The 17,334-nt window shown below is 67.4% G+C and carries 16 protein-coding genes; 8 read left to right on the top strand and 8 right to left on the bottom strand.

What is annotated here, in order from left to right; all coding sequences use genetic code 11:
- Positions 1 to 10: 10 nt before the first annotated feature.
- Together ACQPW1_RS47945 and ACQPW1_RS47940 are read right to left on the bottom strand one after the other, a co-directional pair.
- On the bottom strand, positions 11 to 1,111 hold the full coding sequence (locus ACQPW1_RS47945) for a DUF475 domain-containing protein (protein WP_433660568.1): 1,101 nt from the start codon (positions 1,109 to 1,111) through the stop codon (positions 11 to 13).
- 221 nt (positions 1,112 to 1,332) lie between these two features.
- Positions 1,333 to 1,908: a TerD family protein gene (locus tag ACQPW1_RS47940; protein ID WP_135234051.1), complete on the bottom strand. Its 576-nt coding sequence runs from the start codon at positions 1,906 to 1,908 to the stop codon at positions 1,333 to 1,335.
- Positions 1,909 to 2,053: 145 nt separating this feature from the next.
- Here ACQPW1_RS47940 and ACQPW1_RS47935 point away from each other — a divergent pair, with 145 nt between their 5' ends.
- From ACQPW1_RS47935 to ACQPW1_RS47920, 4 genes are read left to right on the top strand one after another with little or no spacing between them, the layout of a single operon-like run.
- Positions 2,054 to 3,271, top strand: coding sequence for a hypothetical protein (locus tag ACQPW1_RS47935; RefSeq protein ID WP_433660567.1), 1,218 nt, complete (start codon positions 2,054 to 2,056; stop codon positions 3,269 to 3,271).
- Between the two features lie 13 nt (positions 3,272 to 3,284).
- On the top strand, positions 3,285 to 4,499 hold the full coding sequence (locus ACQPW1_RS47930) for an HpcH/HpaI aldolase/citrate lyase family protein (RefSeq protein ID WP_433660566.1): 1,215 nt from the start codon (positions 3,285 to 3,287) through the stop codon (positions 4,497 to 4,499).
- The gene (locus tag ACQPW1_RS47925; protein ID WP_433660565.1) at positions 4,496 to 7,003 is read left to right on the top strand and encodes a phosphoribosyltransferase; all 2,508 of its coding nucleotides are present in this window, start codon (positions 4,496 to 4,498) and stop codon (positions 7,001 to 7,003) included. Before ACQPW1_RS47930 ends, ACQPW1_RS47925 begins: the two co-directional genes overlap by 4 nt.
- Complete coding sequence (locus ACQPW1_RS47920; protein ID WP_433660564.1) at positions 7,000 to 7,848, top strand: HAD family hydrolase; 849 nt, start codon at positions 7,000 to 7,002, stop codon at positions 7,846 to 7,848. The genes ACQPW1_RS47925 and ACQPW1_RS47920 overlap by 4 nt, the downstream gene beginning before the upstream one ends.
- Before the next feature lie 5 nt (positions 7,849 to 7,853).
- On the opposite strand, the gene ACQPW1_RS47915 is transcribed toward ACQPW1_RS47920, so the two are convergent.
- Positions 7,854 to 8,144, bottom strand: a complete 291-nt coding sequence (locus ACQPW1_RS47915; RefSeq protein ID WP_433660563.1) for a MerR family DNA-binding protein — start codon at positions 8,142 to 8,144, stop codon at positions 7,854 to 7,856.
- Between ACQPW1_RS47915 and ACQPW1_RS47910 the strand changes: the two genes are divergently transcribed.
- Together ACQPW1_RS47910 and ACQPW1_RS47905 are read left to right on the top strand one after the other, a co-directional pair.
- The gene (locus ACQPW1_RS47910; RefSeq protein ID WP_433660562.1) at positions 8,137 to 8,283 is read left to right on the top strand and encodes a hypothetical protein; all 147 of its coding nucleotides are present in this window, start codon (positions 8,137 to 8,139) and stop codon (positions 8,281 to 8,283) included. The two genes, ACQPW1_RS47915 and ACQPW1_RS47910, sit on opposite strands and share 8 nt — an antisense overlap.
- A 6-nt stretch (positions 8,284 to 8,289) precedes the next feature.
- On the top strand, positions 8,290 to 9,228 hold the full coding sequence (locus tag ACQPW1_RS47905; RefSeq protein ID WP_433660561.1) for an NAD-dependent epimerase/dehydratase family protein: 939 nt from the start codon (positions 8,290 to 8,292) through the stop codon (positions 9,226 to 9,228).
- 7 nt (positions 9,229 to 9,235) lie between these two features.
- On the opposite strand, the gene ACQPW1_RS47900 is transcribed toward ACQPW1_RS47905, so the two are convergent.
- The 4 genes from ACQPW1_RS47900 to ACQPW1_RS47885 all read right to left on the bottom strand — a co-directional run bounded on the left by ACQPW1_RS47900 (position 9,236) and on the right by ACQPW1_RS47885 (position 12,244).
- A complete protein-coding gene (locus ACQPW1_RS47900; protein ID WP_433660560.1) occupies positions 9,236 to 9,991 on the bottom strand; it encodes a hypothetical protein in 756 nt (251 codons plus the stop codon).
- A 111-nt stretch (positions 9,992 to 10,102) separates the two neighbouring features.
- Positions 10,103 to 10,867: an AIM24 family protein gene (locus ACQPW1_RS47895; protein ID WP_433665559.1), complete on the bottom strand. Its 765-nt coding sequence runs from the start codon at positions 10,865 to 10,867 to the stop codon at positions 10,103 to 10,105.
- 2 nt (positions 10,868 to 10,869) lie between these two features.
- Positions 10,870 to 11,610, bottom strand: coding sequence for an AIM24 family protein (locus ACQPW1_RS47890; RefSeq protein ID WP_433660559.1), 741 nt, complete (start codon positions 11,608 to 11,610; stop codon positions 10,870 to 10,872).
- Positions 11,611 to 11,620: 10 nt separating this feature from the next.
- Entirely contained in the window at positions 11,621 to 12,244 is a 624-nt protein-coding gene (locus ACQPW1_RS47885) for an AIM24 family protein (protein WP_433665558.1), read from the bottom strand.
- Positions 12,245 to 12,427: 183 nt separating this feature from the next.
- Here ACQPW1_RS47885 and ACQPW1_RS47880 point away from each other — a divergent pair, with 183 nt between their 5' ends.
- Both ACQPW1_RS47880 and ACQPW1_RS47875 read left to right on the top strand, forming a co-directional pair.
- Entirely contained in the window at positions 12,428 to 13,834 is a 1,407-nt protein-coding gene (locus ACQPW1_RS47880; RefSeq protein WP_433660558.1) for a TerD family protein, read from the top strand.
- 31 nt (positions 13,835 to 13,865) lie between these two features.
- Positions 13,866 to 15,494, top strand: a complete 1,629-nt coding sequence (locus ACQPW1_RS47875) for a TerD family protein (protein ID WP_433660557.1) — start codon at positions 13,866 to 13,868, stop codon at positions 15,492 to 15,494.
- Positions 15,495 to 15,539: 45 nt separating this feature from the next.
- Here the strand turns inward: ACQPW1_RS47875 and ACQPW1_RS47870 are convergent, their stop codons facing one another.
- Positions 15,540 to 17,321 carry a glycosyltransferase family 87 protein gene (locus tag ACQPW1_RS47870; RefSeq protein WP_433660556.1) on the bottom strand — a complete coding sequence of 594 codons (1,782 nt, stop codon included), beginning with the start codon at positions 17,319 to 17,321 and terminating at the stop codon, positions 15,540 to 15,542.
- Positions 17,322 to 17,334: the final 13 nt, after the last annotated feature.

Genomic DNA, 17,334 nt, shown 5'->3' with positions numbered 1-17,334 from the left:
CCTGCCGAAATCAGCCTACCGGGGTCGGCTCTCGTTCGCTGTCCACTTTCTCGTCGTCCTCGCGCCGGTTGCGAATGACGCTGGTAATGAACGCCGCACCGATGAACGCGACGCCGACCAGGCCGGTGATCAGCTCGCTGATGTGCACGCCGATCGAGATGAACAGGATGACCGCCAGTGCGCCGATCGCCCAGTGCGCGCCGTGCTCCAGGTACACGTACTCGGAGAGCGTGCCCTTGCGCACCAGGTACACGGTGATCGAGCGGACGAACATGGCGCCGATGAGGCCGAGGCCGAGCGCGATGATGATCGGGTCGGAGGTGACGGCGAACGCGCCGATCACGCCGTCGAAGGAGAACGACGCGTCGAGCACCTCGAGGTAGAGGAACAGGAAGAACCCGGCCTTACCCGTCGCCTTGACCAGCTCCGACGGACCGTCGCCGGTGTGTTCCTCGGTGTGGAACATCGAGCCGAGGCCGTCCACCACGATGTAGGTGACCATGCCGAGCAGGCCCGCGACGAGAACGGTGGCGCGCTCGTCGTCGGCCGCGATCAGTTCCGCGGTGAGCACCAGCCCGATGGCCGCGACGACCACCGACAGCATGTCGAGCTTGCCCAGCTTGCCCAGCGGGCGCTCCAGCCAGGACAGCCAGGTGATGTCGCGCTCTTCGAAGATGAAGTTCAGGAACAGCAACAGCAGGAACATGCCACCGAACGCGGCGATCTGCGGATGCGCGTCGGTGAGCAGCGTCTCGTAGCTCGGGTCGCCGTTGGCGAAGTTCGCGGCGCCGTCGGCCGGCGGGTTGAGCGCCAGGTCGAAGGCCTTCACCGGGTTCAGTCCCGCGGTGACCCACACGATCGCCAGCGGGAACACCAGACGCATACCGAACACGGCGATCAGCACGCCGATGGTGAGGAAGATGCGCTGCCAGAACGCGCTCATCCGCTCGAGCACGGTCGCGTTGATGACGGCGTTGTCGAAGGACAGGGACACTTCGAGGATGCCGAGGATCGCGGCCAGCGCCAGCGCGGTCGGTCCTCCGTAGAGCAGCGCGGCGGCGAGCGACAGCACCGTCACGATGATTGACATGCCGAAAATGCGCAGGACCACGCGGGGACCTTTCGTTTGCGTCGGCCGGACGTCCATCCGTCCGAGCGCTTGTCTGATGAAACCGATCTGGCGCCGCTCATACCAGCGTGGCCGCTGAACCGCCGGATGTCCAACGGTGCCGCGCCCACCGCGGCCGCGGTGGATCTAGGGTCGTCCCGGTCGGCCCGGGCGCAGAACGAGGGGGCCCGTCGCTGGGCCCCCTCCGAACCTCGAAGTGTTCCTTAGACGTTCACGCCGTAGTCGCGGGCGATACCGGCGAGACCGGCGGCGTAGCCCTGACCGATGGCACGGAACTTCCACTCCGCACCGTTGCGGTACAGCTCGCCGAACACCATGGCGGTCTCGGTCGAGGCGTCCTCGGTGAGGTCGTAGCGGGCCAGCTCTTCGTTGCTGCTGCGGTCGACAACGCGGATGTAGGCGTTGCGCACCTGACCGAACGACTGCTGCCGCGTCTCGGCGTCGTAGATCGAGACCGGGAAGAAGATGCTCTCGATGGTCGGCGGGGTGTTGGCCAGGTCGACGTTGATGACCTCGTCATCGCCCTCGCCCTCACCGGTCTTGTTGTCACCCGCGTGCTCGATGGCGCCTTCCGGCGACTTCAGGTTGTTGAAGAACACGAAGTGCTGGTCGGAAAGCACCTTCTTGTCCGCGCCGGTCGCTATCGCGCTGGCGTCGAGGTCGAAGTCAACCCCGGTGGTGGTCCGAACGTCCCACCCTAGGCCGACGGCGACGGCGGTCAGGTTAGGCGCCGCCTTGGTCAGCGAGACATTGCCGCCCTTGGACAAACTGACACCCATGCGGGATTCCCTTTCAATAGTCCGTCATTGGTTCCCAGCATGTCCGAATCGCCGGGTACGCCTTACGACAGTAGTAGGTTTCCGCGAACTTGCGTAGGAACCCGCAGAACCCCCGGTGAACACGGGAGATCTCTAAGATCGGGGCGTGGTAGGTCGTAGACGTGGCTGGTTCCGGTCCGCCGGGAACAACGAATGGATCGCCGAGGCGCGACAGGCGCTGGCGTCCGCGTTCCTCGACATGGACAAGCGTCAGAGCGCGGCCGAGGCGGCGGTGCACGCGGCCGAGCAGGTGTTCCCGGACCGCCGGATGGCCGTGGCCTGGGAGCCGGTGCGCAGCCGTTGCTACGGCGCGGCCGGCGCGTATGTCACGTTGACCGAGCAGCTCGAGCAGGCCGAACGCGACGGAACCGAGCTGTCGCAGGGGCCGCAGCAGGCCGAAACGGTGACCAGGCAGCTGACCGACGCGGCCCGCGCGGTCGACGAGTTCTATCGCGGCAATCAGGCCCAGCTGGAGAACGCGGTCTCGGTGCTCAACACCGTGCCGCAGCTGGCCCAGCAGGTGAAGATCGCCGCGGCGGGGGTGCGCGGGCAGGCGGCCGGGTCCGAGTACGCGAACTATCCCTCGGTGCGCGAACACGCCGCCGCCGTGGATGAGGCTCTCATCACATTGGAAGCGGCCGGTCCGGGCGCGCCGCCCGCGACGGTGCGCGAGGCCGCGAACCGGCTGGAGGCGGCGAGCAAACGACTGGCGGATGCGTTGGCGCAGGCGCCATCTCGGGCCGCCGCCGCGAAGACCGCGATCTCCTCGGTGACCACCCGGCTGGCCGCCGCGCGGACCAGGGCCGAGGGGCTGGCACCGGCCTACTCGGGGTTGCTGCGCGAATTCAACGCTGCGAGTTCGGCGGATCTGGCCGACAATGAGCGGGAAAGCCAGCGAGCCATCGACGCCGCGGATGCTGCCCTGGGCCGGGCGCGTGCGGCAGCGGCGGAGAACAACCCGGAGATTGCACTTGATCTGACCACATCCGCCCGCGGGTATCTCACGGAGGCCGAACACAAGGTCGACGCCGTCACCAAACGGCTGGCCACGTTGCGTGAGGTCAGGTCCGACCCGCAAGAGAAAGCCAAGGCCGTACGATTTCGGCTGCGGGACGCCCAAATGCTCGCGGTGAGTCGCGGGCTCGTCACCGAATGGGGCTCTGTGCTGGATGCGCAGGCCACCCGGATCGATCGAATCAGCGAAACACTGACGGGGCGGCACCCCGACTACTGGGCCTATGTGGCGGAGCTGGATACCATCACCGACTTCATCGCCGGGGTAGTGGATCGAATGAGAAAACAAGCAGGACCACGACGAGAATGAGGGTGGGATAACGATGACCGCAGGCATCGCCGTCCAGCGGGAAGTTTCCCTGCGGAAGCGTGTGCCGCTGCGCCACTTCCGGCAGCTGCACGGCCCCGAGGCACGGAATCTCTTTCATCGGGAGCCGGAGCCGTTCGGCGACGACTACACCGATCGAGAACTACTGGCCGTCGCGCTCGGCGCGACGCTGTACGCGCCGGCCACCCGGCCGGACCTGGCACTGACCATCAGCAAACGCGCCGAGCGCGGGGTGTGCTCGATGGTGATCGATCTCGAGGACGCGGTCGCCGATCACGAGGTCGAGTTCGCCAAGCGGCAGACCGTGGAGACACTGGATCTGCTTGCCGCCAACGGGGATTCGAATCCGCTGCTGTTCGTCCGGGTACGCGACGCGGAAACGATCACCGAGATCGTCGAGCAGTTGGGTGCGGGCGCCGCGGTCTTGACCGGGTTCGTGTTTCCCAAGTTCGACAGCACCACCGGGCCGAAGTACCTGAGCGCGTTGAACGCGGCCGTGCAGCGGCTGGACCGGCCCATCTACGGGATGCCGGTGCTCGAATCGGCGGGACTGGTGCACCGGCAGACCCGGGATCACGAGCTGACGCTGATCGCGGAGCTGCTGGCCGAGCATCGGGAGCGGGTGCTCGCGGTGCGGGTCGGCGCGACCGACATGTGTTCCACGTTCGGCATTCGGCGCGACCGCGATCTGACCATCTACGACGTGCGAGTGGTCGCCGATGTCATCGCCGACATCGTGAACTATCTCGGGCGCGCGGACGGGACCGGTTTCGTGATCACCGGGCCGGTCTGGGAGTACTTCGCCGACCATGAGCGGATGTTTCGGCCGTTACTGCGCACCGCGCCGTTCGAGGAATCCGACGCGGTGCCGTTCCGGCAGTACTTGGTGAGCCGGGACCTGGACGGGTTGCTGCGGGAGATCACCCTGGACCGGGCCAACGGGATCCAGGGCAAAACGGTGATCCATCCGTCGCATGTGGCGGCGGTGCACGCGCTGTCGGTGGTGACGCACGAGGAGTACTCGGACGCGTTGGACATCCTGCAGGTGGATGTCGGCGGTGTCGCGGCGTCGGGATATCGGAACAAGATGAATGAGATGCGCCCGCACCGCAGTTGGGCGCGGCAGACGCTGTTGCGGGCGCGGGTGTTCGGTGTGGCCAATAAGGGAGTTTCGTTCGTGGATCTGTTGACGGCGTTGGTGACGGTATGAGCGGCGCCGCGCTCGACATCATTGGAATTCCTTGGGCAACAAAGAATCTCGGCCTTCGGCTGCAACACGAAGAGTCCTACGGTGCGGTCGAGGACCGGACTGCCAGCGCGCTGCCCACCGAGTTGGCGATCGCGGAGCTGATTCAGCCTGGCCTGCGCCGCAATCCGAAGCGGGCGCATCTGCTGGTGTCCACCGTGCTCGGTAAGCACTTGCCGACCGATCCCCGGGTCGTGCTCGACGGCGGGAATCGGCTCGGCGATCTGGTGCGTGCGGTGCTCGGCGACCGCGAGGCGCTCGTGCTCGGCTTCGCCGAAACCGCAACGGGACTCGGGCATTGCGTCGCGGCGCGCATCGGCGCGGTCGGCTATCTGCATTCGACGCGGCGTGACGTCGCCGAGGCCGAAACCCTGACCGGATTCGAAGAGGGGCATTCGCACGCCACCTCGCATCAACTGCAACCCATGCCCGCCGATATCTTCGTCAACGATCTTCCGCTGGTGCTGGTCGACGATGAGATCTCCACCGGCGCCACCGCACTCGACGCGATCCGGGCGCTGCACGCCTTCTCGCCGCGCTCGCATTACGTGCTGGCCTCGCTGGTGGATATGCGGCTCGAGGCGGATCGCACCGCCTTCGACAAAGCGGCGGCGGAGCTGGGGGCCAGCATCGACACCGTTTGCCTGGCGTCGGGACACACTGTGCTGCCGGAGGGTTTGGTGGACGCGGTCGCGGAGCTGCCGGAATCCGAACTGAATCCGGTTGCCGCGCAGCGTGGCTCGTTCACGCGGATCGATCTGCCGTGGCCTGCTTCGGTGCCGGAAGGCGGCAGGCACGGCGTATTGCGTTCGGACACCAACGCGTTCGATGCGGCGGTCGGTGCCGCGAACGATGCGCTGCTCGCGCGGCTCGCGGCGGAGTTCCCCGGTCGGCCGGTGATCGTGCTCGCGCACGAGGAGCTGATGTACCTGCCGCTGCGGTTGGCGGCGGAGTTGGCCGAGTCCGGTACGCCCACCCGGTACCAGACCACCACGCGGTCACCGGCCTATGTGCTGGATGAACCCGGGTATCCGCTGCGTCGTGGATTCCGTTTCACCGCACCGGAATCCGGTCAGGAGCAGCCGCGCTATCTGTACAACGCGCACTGGGCGGCGGAGTTCTCCGGTCGATCGGATGTTGCCCGGCAGGCGGATTCCGCTGGTGCGTCGGGTGATCCGGTGCTGGTGGTCGTCATCGACCCACCGGCCGATACCGAGGAGCTCGTCGCGGACGGCGGGCTGGTCGACGTACTGACCGCCTCCGGTGCGGATGTGCTGGTCGCGGTGCTGCCCGGCGCCGATCCGCGTACCCTGCACGCCGAGCGCAGCGGAGGCTTGGCATTGCCCGAGCCGCTGCACGGCCCCGCGTTCGGTTCGTATGCGGCCGAGGAGGTTTCCTGGCTGCTGAAGGACCTGTCCGACGTCGACCTCGAGGCCGACGTGGCCGTCCGGGAACGACGCATTCAGTCCGGCGCCGCGCACTACGCGGAGTCGCTGCCGATCGAGTACCAGCCCGATGCCGCCTACCGTTCGCTGTTCGACGAGGTGCTCGCCGACAGCGCCGAGCGGCTGGCGCTGGCCGTGGCGACCGTCGCGGAACTCGTGGTGGCCGAACGCGGCGACGACATCGTGCTGGTGTCGCTGGCGCGGGCGGGCACCCCGATCGGCATCCTGATGCGGCGGTGGCTGCAATCCGGCCGCGGTGCCGAACTGCCGAGTCTCGACGTGCCGCACTATGCGGTGTCGATCGTGCGGGACCGCGGTATCGATGCCGTCGCGCTGGATTACCTTGCGCGGCATCATGATCCGGCCTCGATCGTGTTCGTGGATGGCTGGACCGGCAAGGGTGCCATCACGCGGGAACTCGCCGAGGCCCTCGACGCGTATCACGCGGCGGGCGGCGCCCGGTTCAACGGCGAGCTCGCCGTGCTCGCCGATCCCGGACATTGTGTCCGCACCTACGGCACGCGCGACGACTTCCTCATCGCCTCGGCCTGCCTGAATTCCACCGTGTCCGGCTTGGTTTCCCGCACGGTGCTGAACGACACGTTGATCGGACCCGGCGAATTCCACGGCGCCAAGTTCTACCGCGAACTGGCCGGTGACGATGTCTCCCTGCGCCTGCTCGACACGGTGAGTGCCGCGTTCGATGCCGTCCGCGATCGGGTACCCGCGGAAGTGGCGGCCGTTCGCGGCAGCGATCGCAGGCCGACCTGGACCGGCTGGTCCTCGGTCGAGCAGGTCCGCGCCGAATATGGCATTGCCAGTGTGAATTTCGTGAAGCCCGGCGTCGGCGAGACCACCCGGGTGCTGTTGCGGCGGATGCCGTCGCTGGTGCTGGTTCGGGAGGCCGAGGCGCCCGAACACGCGCATATTCGCCTGCTCGCCGCGGCCCGCGGCGTGCCGGTCGAGGTCGTGCCCGACCTGGCCTACTCGTGTATGGGACTGATCAAGGACGTGCAGACATGATGGAGCTACGAAAGCTACGAAGACACACGCTGGTCGCCACCGACCTGGACCGAACAATGATCTACTCGCGCAACGCCTTCAGCGCGACCACCGAGGTACCGACCGTCTGCGTGGAGCACCTCGAGGGTGCGCCGCTGTCGTTCATGACGACGGCCGCGGCCCTGCGCATGCAGACGCTCACCGAGCCCGCGGCGGTCATACCGACCACCACGCGCACCATCAAGCAGTTCGCGCGCATCCAATTACCCGGCGCCCCATGGCGTTACGCCATCACCAGCAACGGCGGCAACATCCTCGTCGACGGCGTGCCGGACCTGCGCTGGCGGATCGACATCGACGCCAAGGTCCGCGCGGGTGGCGCGACCCTCTCCGAGGTCACCGCCGAACTCCGTGCCCGCATCGACGATTCGTGGGTCACCAAGTTCCGTGAGGCCGACGACCTCTTCTGCTACCTGGTCGTGCGCCCCAAGGAAGTCCCCGCGGGCTTCCTGGCCGAGTGGGACGCCTGGTGCCGCGCCCGCGGCTGGTCCGCCTCCCAGCAGGGCCGCAAGATCTACTCGATGCCCGACGTCGTCTGCAAGAGCCACGCCGTCGCGGAGGTCCGCCGCCGGCTCCTCGAATCCGGTGAACTCGGCACCGAGGCAAAGACTTTCGCCGCAGGTGACGGCGCCCTCGACGCCGAGATGCTGCGCAGCGCCGACTACGCCATCCGCCCCAGGCATGGCGAACTCGAACACCTCAACTGGACCCACCCCAACCTCACCGTCACCCGCGCCACCGGCATCCTCGCAGGCGAGGAAATCATCAACTGGTTCATCAAGGGATCACCGCAGTCGGCTGACTAGGCGGATCAAGCCTGCCGCGGCTTTCGCGCCCGAATCGCCTGGGGTGCAGGGCCTTCGATGGTGGTTTTGAAGTCGGGGCATTCGACGAGGGGTTCGTGGGTGCAGGTCGAGGCGTGGCGGAGGCTGTCGCGCATCCGGGTGAGGCGGGCGATGTCTTCGTCGAGTTCGAGGGCCTTGCGGGCCATGCCCATGCGGAGTTCGGTGTCGCTGGGGGTGGCGCGCAGGAATCCGGCGATTTCGGCGATGGTGAAACCGGCGCCACGCGCGCAGGAGACCACGCATCCCGTCATGGACATCGTGCAGACCACCTCGGAGGTCCATCACGACCTGCGCGTCGGCACCCAGGCTCGCCTCCGCGAGTTGGTTCGCGACCACGGCGTCGAGGTCTCGGTATTCAGTGCGCACGATCCGTGGGAGTTCAACAGCTACAAGTGACGACCGGTGCCCGACAATGTCTCGGTGCGGGTACTGGTGACAGGAGCGAATGGATATCTCGGCAGTGCCGTGGTCGAGGCGCTGCGATCCGACGGTCATGACGTGGTCGGACTGGTGCATCTTGCGCGGACTCGGGTGCCGCACGGAGTGCCGGTTCGGGCCGCCGACCTGCTCGACACCGAGGCTCTGACCGCGGCCGTCCAAGGTGTCGATGCGGTGTGCCATCTGGCCGGGCTCACCCGCGTTCGCGAATCCTTCGCTGATCCGCTGCGATACTTCGAGGTCAATGTCGGCGGCACGGTCGCGCTGCTGCGGGCGATGGCCGCGGCGAAGGTGCGCAAGCTGGTCTTCGCGTCCACCGCGTCGATCTACGGCACGCCGGAGCGGCAGCCGATGTCGGAGGACCTGCCTGACCGACCGCCGCATCCGTACGCGGTAAGCAAACAGGCCGCCGAATCGGTGATCGCTGCGCAATCAGCCACCGGTCAGCTCGCGGCTGTGGTCTTGCGGCTGTTCAATATCGCGGGCGGCGCCGATCCGGACCCGACCAGGATTGTGCCGCGCATTCTTGCGGTGGCGGCGGGCGACAGCCCTTCGCTGGCGATCAACGGTGACGGCACTGCTATTCGTGACTACGTGCATATCGATGATGCTGCAACAGCTTTCGCGGCAGCGATTGCTCACCTACCTGACCCTGGTGCTTATCGGCGGTACAACATCGGCAGCGGTAGTGGCACCAGCGTCAACGAACTCGTGGCCGAGGCCGCTCGCCTGACCGGCAAGTCGATCGCCGTCGAACATCACCCGGCGGCACCGGAGCCGTCGCGGCTGGTCAGCGACAGTAGTCGGGCGCACCGTGAATTGCATTGGGAAGCAAGCACATCCGACATCACCAAGATCCTCCGCGATGGACGGGCGGCGCAGGCCGTGCCGCCGATCTCATGACCCGGGATCACGGCCTACGGTCGCGGTATTGGTTGAGCCAGTCGAGGCTGTCGCGGAGCGTTGGCGAGCGGTCGATCCTCGGCTGCTCTCGGTCGTATCGTGCGTCAGGCGGCGCGGACTTCCGCAGGTACTGATCCTGGTCGGACCAGTCGCGTGCCGGGTCGGGACGCCCGAAGTCACGGTCCCGTCGATCGGGTGGCGCGGTACCCGGATGCCCGAGGTTGTTGAGAAAACGGTCGAGATACGAATTGTCCGCTCCGCGTTGGTCATACGCGTTCGATCGAGCCGCGGCAGCCTTCTTGTCCGGCGCGAACGGAATCCCGGAGGAGAGCGCACGCAATCCGAGCGTGAGCATCTCACCGAGCATGCTGATGCCGATCGACAACGTGATCGGCTTGGCATCGTGGTGCATCCCCATGGTGCTGCCGAGCAGGCTGATGCCGAAACCGACAGCCACCGAAGTCCCCCAGACGACAAGGGTTTTCACGGTATACCGCTGCCAGAGATGCCCATCGCGAGCGAACAACACGGTGGTCGTGCCACGCACCGCACCGAACGCAATGCCGACCACACCGCCGATCACCAACCACACGATGTCGATCCCGCTCAGGTTTTCGACCTTGGTGACGCTGTAAACACCGATCCCCACCAGGATCAACGGCGTCACAAACGTATCCCGCGCGTCGACCGGTTCCCCCATGAACCGTTTCACGATCAACACGATCGCCCCGACAATGATGGCGAACATCAATCCGACACTCATAGCGCCTCCCAGCAAGAAGTCCTGCCGGAAAACTAACCCCGCCCCGAGTGCCGCTGAGTCCGTCGAACGGACGATCCGGAGGAGGATTCCCGCCTCCCCCGGACGCCGGGTTCAGTAGCCCTGCTGCCCGCCCAGCTGCTGGGCGATGATGCCCTGGAGGCGTTGCAGCCCGCTGGGCGTGATGCCGCTTTGGATCTGGCCCTCGATGGTGCGCACCAGCATGGCGTCGCTGAGCACCTTCTCACTGGATTGGATCAGCACGGTGCCCGCGCCGGTGAAATCGAATTGGCGTTCCTCGCCGGAGTTGACGCCGAAGCGAGCCGCGCCCGCCGCGAGGAAGCTGGAGATCCAGCGTTGGTCGTAGTGGTGGCTGGGGGAGGGGCAATCGGCCCAGCCCACCAGGGCTTCCGGGTCCACCCGCAGCGGCGGCTCGGCGAACATCACCGGGCCGTTGGAGGAGGCGAGGAACTTGCCGGTGCCGATCAGGGTGAGGAAGCCGGGCACGATGGACTGGTTCAGCGACAGGCCCGGCTCGAACGCGAGCAGGTTGGCGGCGCGGATGGTGAGGTTGCCGTTGTCCTCGAGGTCATAGGAATTGATGTCGTAGCCGCGGTCGCCGATGATCAGCTTCCCGTGTCCCTCGGCCACCACATAGTCGCCGGTGAAGAGCGGAGCCGAGAATTGTTGCGCCACCATGTGTAACAGCCCGCCTTGCAGGCCGTGGGTGAGCATCTGAAATCGCATGTCGCCGTAGTAGGCGATCATCGCGCCCTTGCGCATGAACCACGGCTTGTTCAGGTCGATGCAGTAGGCGTAGCCGTTTCCCGGAAGATTGTCGCTCTCCCCGAGATTCATCGGATTCAGGATTTCGGGCATGGTCACAACTTCTCTTCCGAGGCCTGCACGTACACGACTCCCTGTCCGACACAATGCAATTGCATCGCCTCGCCGGAACCACGGCCCACCGCGTCGCGCCAGCTGAGCGCCGTTTTCAGTTCGGTTTGCACATTGCCGTACGCGGCGACGAACGCCTGCGGGTCGACCACGATCTGCCCGGGGGTTTGGGGGTGTCCCCCAGGCGAACTCAGCGGCCCGCCCACTTGCAATTCCAGGAACCCGCCGTGCGCGAGCAGCACCGCCGAGCCCTGCCCGGACAGTTGCGTGGTGAACATGCCCTGACCGGTCAGCGCGCCGGACGCGGCACCGCGCAACGCGCCCATCAGTCCGCCGCCACCACCGCCGCTGCCGCCACCCGAACTCATCACCGAGACAATGGAACTCTGCAATCCCGCGGTATTGGCCAGCAACCGCGACGCCTCGACCCGCAATGTCGCCCCCGGCTGCATCTGCACCACGTGGACCTCCAGTCCCGCGAATCCGTAGTGCACTTCGCCGGTGCCCTGCGCGAGCATGGTGCGCTCGTGCTCGCCCGCCATCATGCGACCGGCCATCCGCATCAGCCCACCGCCGCCGCCACCCATGCCCTGGCCGCCCGGAATCTGGTGCGGCGCAAAGGAAACATCGCCGGTATAGAACAGCATCGCGCCGGTGCGGGCGGCCACGCCACCCGCCATTCCGACATTGACCTTGACGACCTTGCCGTTGACTTTCTCGAACATCCGCTCGCCCTTACCGTTCCGCCGGCTGGATCAGTACCACGCCCTGGCCGTCCCAGCGCAGCGAGAACGCCTCGCCCGCGTCCTGTCCGACGAGGGTGCGCCAGGAGACGTCGGTGACGAAGGACTGATTGAGGTTGCCGCGCGCCGCGACGAACGCGTCCGGGTCGACGACCAGCGGGTACTGCGGCGACACCTCGAGGTGGATCAGCGGCCCACCCGCCGACAGCAGCGCGACCTGCCCCTGTCCGGACACCGTGGTGGTGAACAGGCCCGCGCCGGTCGATGCCCCGCGCAGCCCGGCGAACCGCACGTCGGTGCGTAGGTTCCCGGCGAACGCGAGCAGCTGCTGCGACTCCACCTGCAACGTCTCGTTGTTCAGGTTGACCACCGTGACGTGCTGGCCGTTGACCGCGAAGAAGACCCGGCCGTTGCCGGAGCATTCCATCAGCGCGAGCTTCTCGCCGGTGGCGCGGCGCTTGAGTCCGGCGAGCACGCCGTCGCCGCCGCCGAAACCGGCTGCCTTGAACTGCACATTGCCTTCATAGGCGACCATCGAGCCGGAAATCGCGCGGAGACTTGTCCCCGCGAGATGGGCCTCGATCACCTTCTTGGATTGTTCGAACAGTTGCGCCATGAGGGTGTTCTGCCTGCTGTCTCGATCGGGAACATGGAAAACCGCCACATTCCAACTGCGTGTCGTCACATTAACCGATGGCCCCCAGAACTGTCGGCGTTCATCGACCCGTTTACCTGAACCGCCGCCGTCGCGTTTCTCGTAGAGTGGCATTCGAACGCACCGACAAGCGAAGGGTCTAACTTGTCCGCAACACTCGCCAAGGGCCAAAACGGTCCGCTGGCCACGAACGACGTGGTGGTCTCCATCCAGCTCACGGCGCCCGCGGATCTGTCCGCACTATTGGTCACCGAGCGGGGCAAGGTCCGCACCGACGCGGACTTCGTCTTCTTCAACCAGCCGAGCGGACCAGGGGTCAACTTGCAGCCCGGGCCGGCCGGTCAGCCCGCCTCGCTTGCGGTGTCGTTGAACTCGGTGCCCGCCGATATCGCGCAGATTCGCGCGGTGATCACCCTGGACGACGCGAACAGCAACTTCGGCCGATTCCCCGCGCCCACCGCGATCGTGTCGGACGCGGCCGGTAATCGGTTGTTCGAGTACCAGATCGAGGGTTTGAGCACCGAGTCGATCGTCATCGCGCTCGAGGTGTACCGCCGTCAGGGCAGCTGGAAGGTGCGTGCCGTCGGACAGGGCTACGCGGGCGGTTTCGCCGCTTTGGTCACCGACCACGGCGTGACGGTCGACGATTCGCCCGCCCAGCCCACGCAGCAGGCCCAGCCCGCGCCGCCACCGCCGCCCGCCGCGCCGGTCCAGCAGCCCCCGGCCTACCCCACGCAGCCCGCGCCGAACTACCCGCCGCCGCCGACCACACCGGCGTACCCGGCCCAGCAGGCCGCGCCGACCGGTGGCTACCCGCCGCCCGGTCCCGGTTACCCGCCGCAGGGCCCGGGTTACCCGCCGCCGCCCGGCCCCGGTGGTTACCCGCCGCCTGCCCAGGGTGGATATCCGCCGCCCGGACAACCGGTGCCGCCGCAGCAGCCGCCCGCCGAGGTGAGCCTGAGCAAGGACCGCCCGGTCAGCCTGGTCAAGGGCCAGCGGGTCACCCTGCGCAAGGAGGGCGGCGCCGCGCTGACCTTCGTCAAGATGGGTCTCGGCTGGGATCCGGTGAAGAACCGCGGCATGTTCGGCAACCGCACCGTGGACGTGGATCTCGACGCGTCGGTGGTCATGTTCGCCGACACCAACCCGGTGGATGTCGCCTACTACGGCCAGCTGACCTCCAAGGACGGCTCGATCCGGCACCAGGGCGACAACCTCACCGGCGAGGGCGAGGGCGACGACGAGGTGATCCTGGTCGACCTCACCCGCATCCCGGCGCACGTGAGCACGCTGGTGTTCATCGTGACCTCGTACAAGGGTCACACCTTCGAGCAGATCCAGAATGCGTTCTGCCGCTTGGTCGATGGCACCAACAATGCCGAATTGGCCAGGTACACCCTCGCCGGCGGCATGCCGTTCACCGCGATGGCGATGGCCAAGGTCTTCCGGGTCGGCAACGACTGGAAGCTGCAGGCGATCGGCGAAGGCTTCGCGGCCAAGCACCCCGGTGAGGCGGTGCCGCACCTCGGCCGGTTTCTGCAGCACGGTTGATTAGGGCGGCGCGGACAGCAAGGCAGACAACGTGATTCAACTCAAGGCCGGTCAGAATATGCCACTGACCGGTGATGTCGTTCGATTCGGTGCGAAAGCCGAGGCCGCGCTGGACGTTTCGGCGTTGGTGGTGGCGGAGAACCTCAAGGTGTTCACCCCGGAGGACTTCGTCTTCTACAACCAGCCCAGCGCCGCGGGCGTGCGGCTGGCCGGGGACGAGGTGACCATCACGCTGCCCGAGGTGCGTGGCGACGCCAAGGCGGTGCTGCTGGTGGTCTCCGCCGATCCGGCGGTGCCCGGTAGGCCCGGTGGCCTCGGCTCGGTGACCGCGACGCTGTCCGAAAACGAGCAAGTAGCAGCAGAATTCGTGATCACGCCGTCGTCGGGTGAGGCGGCGCTGATCTGTCTCGAGGTATATCGCCGCGGCACCGACTGGCGGCTCCGCGCCGTCGGACAGGGCTACTCCGGTGGCCTCGGCGTGCTGCTGACCGCGCACGGCGTCGAGGTCGAGGACGATCCGGCGGACCCTGCGGCGCAGACCGGTTCGGCGGCGCAGACCGGCGATGTGCCGCAGCCGAGCGCGACACCGCAGCCGGGCCCCGGTGTGCACACCATGGCCGGGCCGATGGCGAGCGAGGCCCGCTCGGCCGGGGCGGCGCCGCTCGAGGTCGGGCACGGCCTGGAACGGCTGTGGATGATCTTCGAGGATGCCGCCCGCTCGGCCGCCGCGCTGGTCTCCGCCCGCGACTACGCGGCCAAGCGGCTGGATCACGAACTGTCCGTTGCCGTCTCGGATCCCGCGACGCGGAACACCCCGGCTGCCGACGCCGCGCGCCGGGCCGCGCAACAACGCAACGACGAGTTGATCGCGACCGCCGAGAGCAACCATCAGCGCGACGCCGCGCAACTGGTGCGCGAGCTCGCCGATGCCGATCTGATGCTGCCGCCCGCTCTGGCGTCCTGGGACGCGCCGGCCTGGGACAAGCCGATCATGCCGAGCGATGGCATCCGGCTCGGCGAGCTGTACGCCCACGAACGCGGGTCGCTGCGCGTGCCGTATTGCGTTCCGGTGCCGTTGAATCGGCCGCTGTGGATCGATACCGAGTCCAGCCGCGCGGTCGCGCCGGTGGTGGGTGCGCTGCTCGCGCGGCTGCTCACCTCGACGCCGGGGCGGCGCACGTTGGTCGACGTCATCGATCTGACGGGGGCTTTCAGCGGTTTCACCGGGCTGCTCGCGCCGGTGCTGAACGGGCCGCCGATCACCGACCACACCGAGATCTCGGAGCGATTGCAAGCGTTGGTCCAGGCCGCCGAGCTGGCCGAGTTGGCCTTCACGAGCGGAATGGGCAGTCCGCCCGAGGAGCACCGGATCCTGGTCGCCGCCGATTTCCCGCACGGCTACCAGAGTTCCGACGCGCAACGGATCGGTTCGCTGATCATGCGCGGTGACCTGATCGGGTTGTCGACGGTGATCATCGGCAGCGACGAATCCGACGCCAGCGACCCGACGGTGGCAATGCTGTCGCAGTCATGCAGGCACCTGCCGACGATCGACGGCACCCCGCTGTTCGATCCGTGGACCGATAGCCCGTGGCAGCTGGACCTGGACATGCTGCCCCAGGAACCGGCGGTGCTAGCGCGTTACCTGCGCACCCACTGAGTTTGCGGCGTACGCGACCCCGCCGAGGTCACGCACGCTGCCGCCTCAGGGCCTGACGCTCACGCCGCGGGTGGGATCGCCGGCCTGTGAGTGCCACTCGCGGGTCGGCGCGACCCGGGGCCGCAGCATTTCGGGCAGCCACGGCAGCAACGGATCCGGCGCCCGGTCGACGATGCCGCCGATCGGGTCGTCGACGTAGTCGCGGCGCACCAGGTCCTCGGCGGGGCGATAGATCTGCCGAACGATCAAGGCGCACAACGCGAGTACCGCGAGGTCACGCAGCACCACGGCGCCGGTGAACCACTGCTCGGGCAGGCCCTTCTTGTCCAGGCCGAGGTAGTAGAACATGCGTGGTGCCCAGACCAGCGCGTCGATTGTCATCCAGGCCAACAGGATTCGCCGGTGCGGCAGCGCGAGCACGGCGATCGGCACCAGCCACAGCGAGTACTGCGGGCTCCACACCTTGTTGGTCAGCAGGAACGCGGCGACCACCAGGAAGCACAGCTGCGCGAGCCTGGGACGCTGCGGCGCGGTGAGCGCGATGTAGCCGATCACCGCGCACGCGGCCACGAACACCAGCAGCGACACCGCGTTCAGGATGACCGGTGGTTGCGCGTGGCGGAGCGAACCGTCGAACCCGGACCAGCCGGTGAACGAGGTGATCACGTTGTAGATCGAGTCCGGGTCGGCATGCCGGGAGGTGTTGAGCCGGAAGAATTCTCGCCAGCCTTGCGGATACAGCGCGGCGATCGGCAGGTTCACCGCGACCCAGGTGCCGAGCGCGGCCGACACCGTGACGGCCGCCGCACCGAGCGGCCGGGTGCTGAGCAAGTGCACGCGATAGGGGGTTTCGCGGATCCAGTCCATCGCCGTCGCCCAGCTGTCGATATCGCGCAGGCGCAGCCCGAGCTGGGTGCTCGGCATCCGCTGCATCGGATCGGCGCGCAGGCACAGCACCACGATCGGGCCGAGCAGCAGCAGCGGATAGAGCTTGGCGGCGCCGCCGAGGCCGAGCAGTAGACCCGCGAGCGCCGGACGTCGTCGTGCCCAGGCGAGCAGGCCGGTCGCGGCCAAAGCCGTTGCCAGCGCGTCGAAATTGGTGAAGATGTGCACGATCACCAGCGGCGAGCAGGCGACCAGCGCCGCGTCCCACACCCGGCGCCCGGCCAGTTGCGCGGTCGCCCACACGGTGACCAGCCAGGCCAGCGCGAGGCCGAACGCGACAACGTTGAAGTAGATCACCACCTGCAGCGCGCCGGGCAGCGGCGCGGCATCCCAGGCCTTGGCGATCCGCATCGAAAGGTATTGGTACAGACCGGATAACACCGGATACTCCATGTACCGGGTTTCCACGCCGCCGTCCGAGGTCTGCTCGGTCCAGTCCTTCTTGTACGGGAAGGCGCCCTCGTTCAACCGCTCCGCGCCGTACAGCGGCACCGTGTCCGAGTAGCACATCGCCACGTACTGGCGGCCGTTGTTCCAGTCCAGGGTGAGCGATCCGTCCGCGGTGCCGGTCTGCTGAATGCAGCCCGCCTTGCTGAACCAGCCGAACGCCAGGAATATCACCGTGCAGGCGAGCAGCACCCGCATCGGCGTCCAGAACCGGGCCCGCCCGATCAGCGCGTGCTCACCGACCGGCCCCCCGATGACCGTGGACAACTGCGCGGTCAGCGAATCGTTGCGACTCGGCTTGTCCCGCGCGTCGGCTGACCGCAGATCCGGCGCGAGCGGGCCGGGCGCGACGTAGAACGCGCCGCCCGAGGGTGTCCCACCCGGTTGCGGCACGCTCCCGTTCGTTCGCTGGTCCACCAGTTCCTGATCGGTCACGGCACCCGACGCT

Origin of the sequence: Nocardia sp. CA-128927 (assembly GCF_050955855.1) — a bacterium.
Lineage (GTDB): Bacteria > Actinomycetota > Actinomycetes > Mycobacteriales > Mycobacteriaceae > Nocardia.
Note: the sequence above shows the minus strand (reverse complement) of the source record. Positions and strands in the feature narration are given on the sequence as shown.